General features: G+C 38.5%; 8 protein-coding genes and 1 rRNA gene. All 9 read left to right on the top strand.

Annotated elements, in window-relative coordinates; all coding sequences use genetic code 11:
• Positions 1-92 (top strand): 5S ribosomal RNA (gene rrf, locus HNQ80_RS23825); the annotation flags it as partial.
• 274 nt (positions 93-366) lie between these two features.
• A complete protein-coding gene (locus HNQ80_RS23820; RefSeq protein ID WP_184313427.1) occupies positions 367-546 on the top strand; it encodes a hypothetical protein in 180 nt (59 codons plus the stop codon).
• Between the two features lie 323 nt (positions 547-869).
• Entirely contained in the window at positions 870-1361 is a 492-nt protein-coding gene (locus HNQ80_RS23815; protein ID WP_207727177.1) for a hypothetical protein, read from the top strand.
• A 214-nt stretch (positions 1362-1575) separates the two neighbouring features.
• Positions 1576-1773: a sigma factor G inhibitor Gin gene (locus tag HNQ80_RS26750; protein ID WP_408626367.1), complete on the top strand. Its 198-nt coding sequence runs from the start codon at positions 1576-1578 to the stop codon at positions 1771-1773.
• Between the two features lie 128 nt (positions 1774-1901).
• Positions 1902-3350: an aminotransferase class I/II-fold pyridoxal phosphate-dependent enzyme gene (locus HNQ80_RS23805; RefSeq protein ID WP_184313423.1), complete on the top strand. Its 1449-nt coding sequence runs from the start codon at positions 1902-1904 to the stop codon at positions 3348-3350.
• Positions 3351-3371: 21 nt separating this feature from the next.
• Positions 3372-4001 carry a dTMP kinase gene (gene tmk / locus HNQ80_RS23800; RefSeq protein WP_184313421.1) on the top strand — a complete coding sequence of 210 codons (630 nt, stop codon included), beginning with the start codon at positions 3372-3374 and terminating at the stop codon, positions 3999-4001.
• Between the two features lie 186 nt (positions 4002-4187).
• Positions 4188-4517 carry a cyclic-di-AMP receptor gene (locus HNQ80_RS23795; RefSeq protein ID WP_184313419.1) on the top strand — a complete coding sequence of 110 codons (330 nt, stop codon included), beginning with the start codon at positions 4188-4190 and terminating at the stop codon, positions 4515-4517.
• Positions 4518-4555: 38 nt separating this feature from the next.
• A complete protein-coding gene (holB, locus tag HNQ80_RS23790; protein WP_184313417.1) occupies positions 4556-5536 on the top strand; it encodes a DNA polymerase III subunit delta' in 981 nt (326 codons plus the stop codon).
• Between the two features lies 1 nt (position 5537).
• Positions 5538-6449 (top strand): PSP1 domain-containing protein, encoded by a 912-nt coding sequence (locus tag HNQ80_RS23785; RefSeq protein WP_184313416.1) that lies wholly within the window; start codon positions 5538-5540, stop codon positions 6447-6449.
• The last annotated feature ends 57 nt before the right edge of the window (positions 6450-6506 follow it).

The following is a 6506-nucleotide window of genomic DNA, read 5'->3' as shown; positions in this document are numbered from 1 at the left end:
CACCTGTTCCCATACCGAACACAGAAGTTAAGCCCTTCAGCGCTGATGGTACTTAGGGGGTAGCCCCTTGGGAGAGTAGGTCGTCGCTGGTTTAAGCAACTGCGAGAGCGGCATGCGAAACTTTTAAAAAAACTCAGAAGAAATTTCTTCTGAGTTTTTTCTGTATTAAGATAGAAAATTGTCGTATATATATAGTGATGTAGAAATCTTAATGCACAATATGATGTATATTGCTTATAAAAAATAGACATAAACCTCTAGATTTCAATAAAATAGGACAAAATAACTAAAAAAAATAAGGAGGAAAAAGGGAAGGGGTTATAGAATTAATTATGCATAAACTTGGAAGAGGAGACGGATTGTGCTATGCTAATCAAGGTAATGTTTCTGATAACCCTTTGTATACCCGTAGGCTATCTTCAAGCCTATTTGCTTAACGATGCAATAAAAGACTTAAAACCAAGCAAGAAATCTAGTAGGCCTGCCGATACAGCCTATTATCATGACGGCTATTTTGAAAGAGAGTACATGAAACTCGTAAAATAGTGACCATCTGCAATTATATAATTCATCATATCATCGATCAAGTGCTTTCCGTAGAGAAGGCATTTTTTAATATCTAGGGATTATGGTCTTCAATTTCCTAGATATGGGGTGTGCAGAGAGGATTTTCCCCTTTGCCGTATTAAGGAAGGTCCTCAGGAAGCTGCTTTGCAGCCGCCGAAGGAAACCGAAGATTTCCTAGCGAAAACAAATTACCGATAGGCAACTTTGTTCTTTATGATTGATAAAGAAAAGTTGAAGTGATATGATAATATTTGTATGATAATATTAAGTAAAATAAAAGGATGGATTACCAGATGGGGCCTATGATTAGACAAACGATACAGCAGAAGAAGCTTTCCTTTTGGAAATTATTGCTCATGATTTTTGCTGCAACCTTTATTATGAATATGGCCGTGAAGCTATTCGCTAGGATTAGTCCTGCAATAGGCACTGCAGCAGGGATTGTGTCCCTTTTGATAGCGAGCAGTGGATGTATGGCGATTATTTATAAACACATTGCGTATTTTAATTACAAGCTCATAGATGATGATCTTATTATGGAGAAGGTTTTTGGAAGGGCAAATCATCTTTTTCTCAGCTTGAAACTGTGGGAGCTGGAACAGTTTTATCCTTACAATGAATTAGATAGCAAGGGAAGCAAAGGAAATGTAAAAGTGTATAAATTTGTTACAGGCAGCAACCATGATCAATGGTATGTAGGAGAATTTACCCGTAGTGGTGATCAATATCGCTTTGTGATAGCGCCTAGCGAGGAACTTCTAAGAGCAATACAATCTTCCCAAGGGAAAAACTAGCATATCATGACCCATGTCATAAAGTGACATGGGTTTTCTAATGGCTGTGACTAGTCCAGTATATTGTATAATTTGTCATATGGTGCATCTATATATTGTGGTATGCGACAAAAATATACTAAAAATAATGCATGAAAAAAAGTATAACGTGACATGCCACAGGAGAATAAACTAATAGGGAAAGGGTAATAATCTTGGAAAATGATAAAGGCTGGTGAGTAAGGTGAAACATGAAGCCGCAGAATGTTCCATATGTTCTCAGAATACTACACGATATATTGAAATACTGGGCGGGTACATATGTAAGGCCTGTGAAAGAGAAATTTCCAATTTAGATATGAAAGATAAAAAATATGAGGTGTACAATATTCTAATGAAAAAGATGTGGAGAGAGTTCTTAACAGCAATGTAAAAGAACAAAGCCATCAACTGAAGGTTGATGGCTTTGTATGCTTTTTGGGAGGATGTAGCGATATATAGAGAAAAATTAAAGGAAAAAGACCTATAGATATAGAAGATAAGCATGATAGGAGGGATTGTATGGATCAGCCGATTATTTTAGATCGCTTATTAAAGCATAGTAGAAAGGATATGGTATCCTTTCATGTGCCAGGACATAAGAGTGGCAAGATATATGATCGATTCAATTATAAAAATTTCACAGGACAGTTATTGTCCATAGATATAACGGAAATACCGGGGACGGACAATCTCCATGCGCCAGAAGAAATGATTAAGAAGGCTCAGGAAAAGGCTGCTAGATTCTATAAGGCGGATCATACCTTTTTCCTGGTGGATGGCACCTCCTGTGGAATTATCGCCATGTTGATGGCAGTTGCCAATCCAGGAGATAAAGTGATTGTGCCTAGAGATTGCCATAAATCTGTAATTCATGGCTTAATACTGGGAAATATCACGCCAGTATATATTCAGCCAGAGGTATGGGTAGAAAAGGGTATCTCCATGGGCATACGACCTGAAACCGTAGAGCAAGCTTTAAAGGAATATCCTGAGGCCAAGGCGGTGTTGATTACATATCCAAACTACTATGGAATATGCTCGGATATAGAGGCAATTGCCACAATCGTGCATAAGTATGATAAAATATTATTAGTAGATGAAGCTCATGGAGCCCATTTTAACCTCAGTGATCTTTTGCCTATGTCAGCATTGGAGGCAGGAGCAGACATTGTAGCACAGAGTACCCACAAAACACTGCCGGCATTTACACAGGCATCCATGCTTCATGTGAGGTCTCAGAGGATAGATGTAAATCGTTTGAAGGTAATGTTGGCTATGCAGCAAAGTACAAGTCCGTCATATCTCTTGATGGCTTCTTTGGATTTGGCGCGTACCATCGCAGAGGCAGAAGGCAAGTTCTTAATGAATCAGCTTTTAGGGCATATTGAGACTTTGAAAAATCAGATTATGGAATCAGAAAAGATTAAAATACTTGACCATACAACAGTAGCATCTTACGGTGTTAAGGCAGTGGACCCAACAAAGCTGGTGATTGATATGACAGCATTAGGCATTCAGGGAACTGTATTAGAAGAGCTTCTTCGTACAAAATATCATATACAGATGGAGTTAGCCAATATAAATGTAGCCGTTGCTGTAGCAACTATCGGGAATGAGCGCAAGGATTTTGATAGATTAGCCCATGCACTGATGACCATAAAGGATGGAAAAGGAATAGTCCATCGGCATGTAGAGACACCACTATACTCCTATCAGCTTCCCAAGATGAAACTGACACCACGGCAATCTATCTATATGGAAAAATCTGCTGTAGACTTTGCAGATAGTTCTGGTAAAATAAGTGGAGAGTATCTAATCCCGTATCCTCCAGGAATTCCTATAGTATGTCCCGGGGAGGAAATAACGACAGAAGTGATTGAATATATAAAAACCTTAAAAAAGAATGGGATACAGATTGTTGGTTTAGAAGATACAACTTTACAGAAGATTAAAGTGATCGAGCTTTAGGATAAAGAAAAGAGGTGTTGCATGAGAGGTTTGTTCATTACAATAGAAGGGCCAGATGGGTCAGGAAAAACAACTCAGATGAAGAAAATTGAAGAGTATTTTACTGCGAAGGGGTATGAGGTTGTTATCACTCGGGAGCCTGGAGGAACACGGATTGGAGAGAAGATTCGAGAGATTATTTTGGATAAAAACCATGTAGAGATGGACAATATAACTGAAGCTTTATTGTATGCCGCATCTAGAGCTCAGCACGTGGCAGAGGTTATCAAACCTGCAGTGGAAAATGGAAAAATTGTGATTTGTGATAGGTTTGTGGATTCTAGTTTGGTTTACCAAGGGGTAGGGAGAAATCTTGGCGTAGCTCTGGTAGAAGGAATCAATCAGGTGGCTATTCAAGGAATCATGCCCGATATTACATTTTTATTCAAGCTTTCACCTCAGATCGGTATCCAAAGAAAGTTTTCCCAAGGAAATGAGGATCGCTTAGAAAGGGAGAAAATTGATTTTCATCGCCGTGTATTTGAAGGCTATATGCAATTGGAGGCTCTATATCCCCAGCGTATACGGGGAATCGATGCCAGCCGAACGATCCAGGAGGTTCATGAAGAGATTATTGGGCATATTGAAGAATTGTTAGAGAGTAGGAGTTAGTTGTTAGAAGTTAGTGGTTAGTGGTATTGAGTTGTGTTTTTGGGTATAAAGATCAGAAAGACCTATTAGAGTGACATGCAAACGACTAACCACTAACCAGGCAAACAATAATCCGAAGAAGAGAAATAAAATATAAATCTGTATTAAGTTTTGGAATTATACACTTAAAGCGAAAGGAGCGTTTATATGAAACTGATTGTTGCCATCATTCACGATGAGGATGCCCATGATTTGGTAGAACAACTCATGGATGAAAATTACAGGGTGACAAAGTTAGCTTCTACAGGAGGGTTTTTGAAGTCTGGAAATACGACCCTGTTGATTGGGGTGGAAAAGGAAAAAGTAGATACTGTGATCGAGATCATTAGAAACACCTGTGAAACGAGAAAAGAAATAGCTCCAGCATCAACACCTATGATGGGAGGAACAGGGGTATTTATGACCTATCCCATTGAAGTACAGGTAGGCGGTGCAACCATATTTGTATTGGATGTGGACCGGTTTGAAAAACTGTAGCATGCATATATCCAAAAGAGAAGTGATGGAGGAAGTACATGGGATTTCATAAAATCATAGGGCAAGAAAAAATAATCCAGCAATTGAAGTCAGCGATTCAGCATCATAGGGTTGCCCATGCATATATGTTTGACGGACCAGAAGGAATTGGAAAAGGATTAACAGCCTTGGCTTTTGCCAAGGCCCTTATGTGCAAAAATGGCGGAGGAGAGGCTTGTAATGTCTGCTCTTCCTGCTTGAAATTTCAACATGACAATCATCCCGATATCCAGATCATTGAGCCAGAAGGGAGCAGTATCAAGAATAAGCAGATTGAAGACTTCCAGCAGGATGTTCTGATAAAGCCTTATGAAAGCAATAAAAAGGTATACATTATGAAGGATGCCCATCTCATGACAGTGAGCGCTCAGAATCGGCTGTTAAAGACTTTGGAGGAACCACCTGCCTATGCAGTGATTATCTTTATAACTACCACTGCCAGCAGTTTTCTATCGACCATTCGATCTCGCTGTCAGATTTTTAAGTTCAATCGAGTGGGACAAGCCTGCATCGAAGGATTCCTCATGAAAAAATATGGAATGAACCAGGAAGATGCCAGGGTATATTCAGCTTTTGCTGATGGGATTATCGGTAAGGCAGTAAAGTTAAAAGAATCTGAGGCATTCAAGATCCTTAGGGAAGAAACTATAGATTTGATTGATGCAGTTTTAGAGAAAGAGCCTCTCAAAGTATTTAGTCTTGTAGATTTTTTTGAGAAGCATAAAGAAAATGTGGACGAGATCCTGGATTTTATATTGGTATGGTTCCGAGACATACTGATTTTAAGGGAAACAAGAACCGATACCTTTTTAATAAATTTAGATAAAAAAAATGATTTACAAAAGCACCTGAATCGTATAGGATATGAGAAAATAAGTCATATTATTGAAATAATAGAAAAAACAAAGAGGGATATAAAAGCAAACGTAAATTTCCAGTTGGCGATTGAAATACTGCTTTTGAATATACAGGAGGTATAAGATGATTCCAGTTGTAGGTATAAGGTTTAAAAAAGCAGGAAAAATTTATTATTTTGATCCAGATACCATTGAAATACAAAAAGGACAAAATGTAATTGTAGAAACTTCTCGGGGCATAGAGTTTGGAGAGGTAGTTGTAGGACCTAAGGAGATTCACGAAGAGGATATTATTCACCCTCTAAAAAAAGTGTTGCGGATTGCAACCGAGGAGGATGAGATCCAACACCATCAAAATTCCGTAAAGGAAAAGGAAGCTTTTCAAATCTGTATTGAAAAGGTAGAGCAACACCAGCTAGATATGAAGCTAATTGATGTGGAATATACCTTTGATAACAATAAGGTAATCTTTTATTTTACAGCTGATGGCAGAGTGGATTTTAGAGAGTTAGTAAAAGATTTGGCAGCTATTTTCAAAACTAGGATTGAATTAAGGCAAATCGGTGTACGGGATGAAGCCAAAATGATTGGAGGCATGGGCCCCTGCGGAAGATCCCTTTGTTGTGCCACATGGTTAGGTGATTTTGAACCTGTATCGATAAAAATGGCGAAAGAACAGAGCTTGTCTTTGAATCCAACAAAAATTTCTGGAATCTGCGGTCGTTTGATGTGTTGTCTGAAGTATGAGCATGAAATGTATCAGGGTTTGAGAGACAATCTACCTGAAGTGGGAGAGAAGGTAAAGACACCTGAGGGTATGGGCATCGTGATTGAGAACAACGTTCTTTTAGAATGCGTGAAGGTCAGACCAATTCTTCAGGAAGGTAAGGACGGAAAAGATGATAAGCTCAGTGATGAAGTTCTGATATATGATAAGCATGCTGTAAATAGAATGGGTTGTTGCGGTGGTGGCTGCTGCAAGAAGGAAGAAAAAGAAGAAATCATTTATGAAGAGATAAAATATCTAGAGGATTAGTAGATATTTTGATTGTCGGAAAATGTTATAAAGACCTCCAGAATGGGAAATACTTTA

The organism is Anaerosolibacter carboniphilus (genome assembly GCF_014205875.1).
GTDB lineage: Bacteria > Bacillota > Clostridia > Peptostreptococcales > Thermotaleaceae > Anaerosolibacter > Anaerosolibacter carboniphilus.
This window is presented reverse-complemented; position numbering and strand designations above follow the sequence as displayed.

What these genes read in the sequence shown, in the direction of transcription:
- HNQ80_RS23820 (WP_184313427.1), top strand. Translation starts at nt 367, where the DNA reads ATGCTAATCAAGGTAATGTTTCTGATAACCCTTTGTATACCCGTAGGC.
- HNQ80_RS23815 (WP_207727177.1), top strand. Translation starts at nt 870, where the DNA reads ATGATTAGACAAACGATACAGCAGAAGAAGCTTTCCTTTTGGAAATTA.
- HNQ80_RS23805 (WP_184313423.1), top strand. Translation starts at nt 1,902, where the DNA reads ATGGATCAGCCGATTATTTTAGATCGCTTATTAAAGCATAGTAGAAAG.
- tmk (WP_184313421.1), top strand. Translation starts at nt 3,372, where the DNA reads ATGAGAGGTTTGTTCATTACAATAGAAGGGCCAGATGGGTCAGGAAAA.
- HNQ80_RS23795 (WP_184313419.1), top strand. Translation starts at nt 4,188, where the DNA reads ATGAAACTGATTGTTGCCATCATTCACGATGAGGATGCCCATGATTTG.
- holB (WP_184313417.1), top strand. Translation starts at nt 4,556, where the DNA reads ATGGGATTTCATAAAATCATAGGGCAAGAAAAAATAATCCAGCAATTG.
- HNQ80_RS23785 (WP_184313416.1), top strand. Translation starts at nt 5,538, where the DNA reads ATGATTCCAGTTGTAGGTATAAGGTTTAAAAAAGCAGGAAAAATTTAT.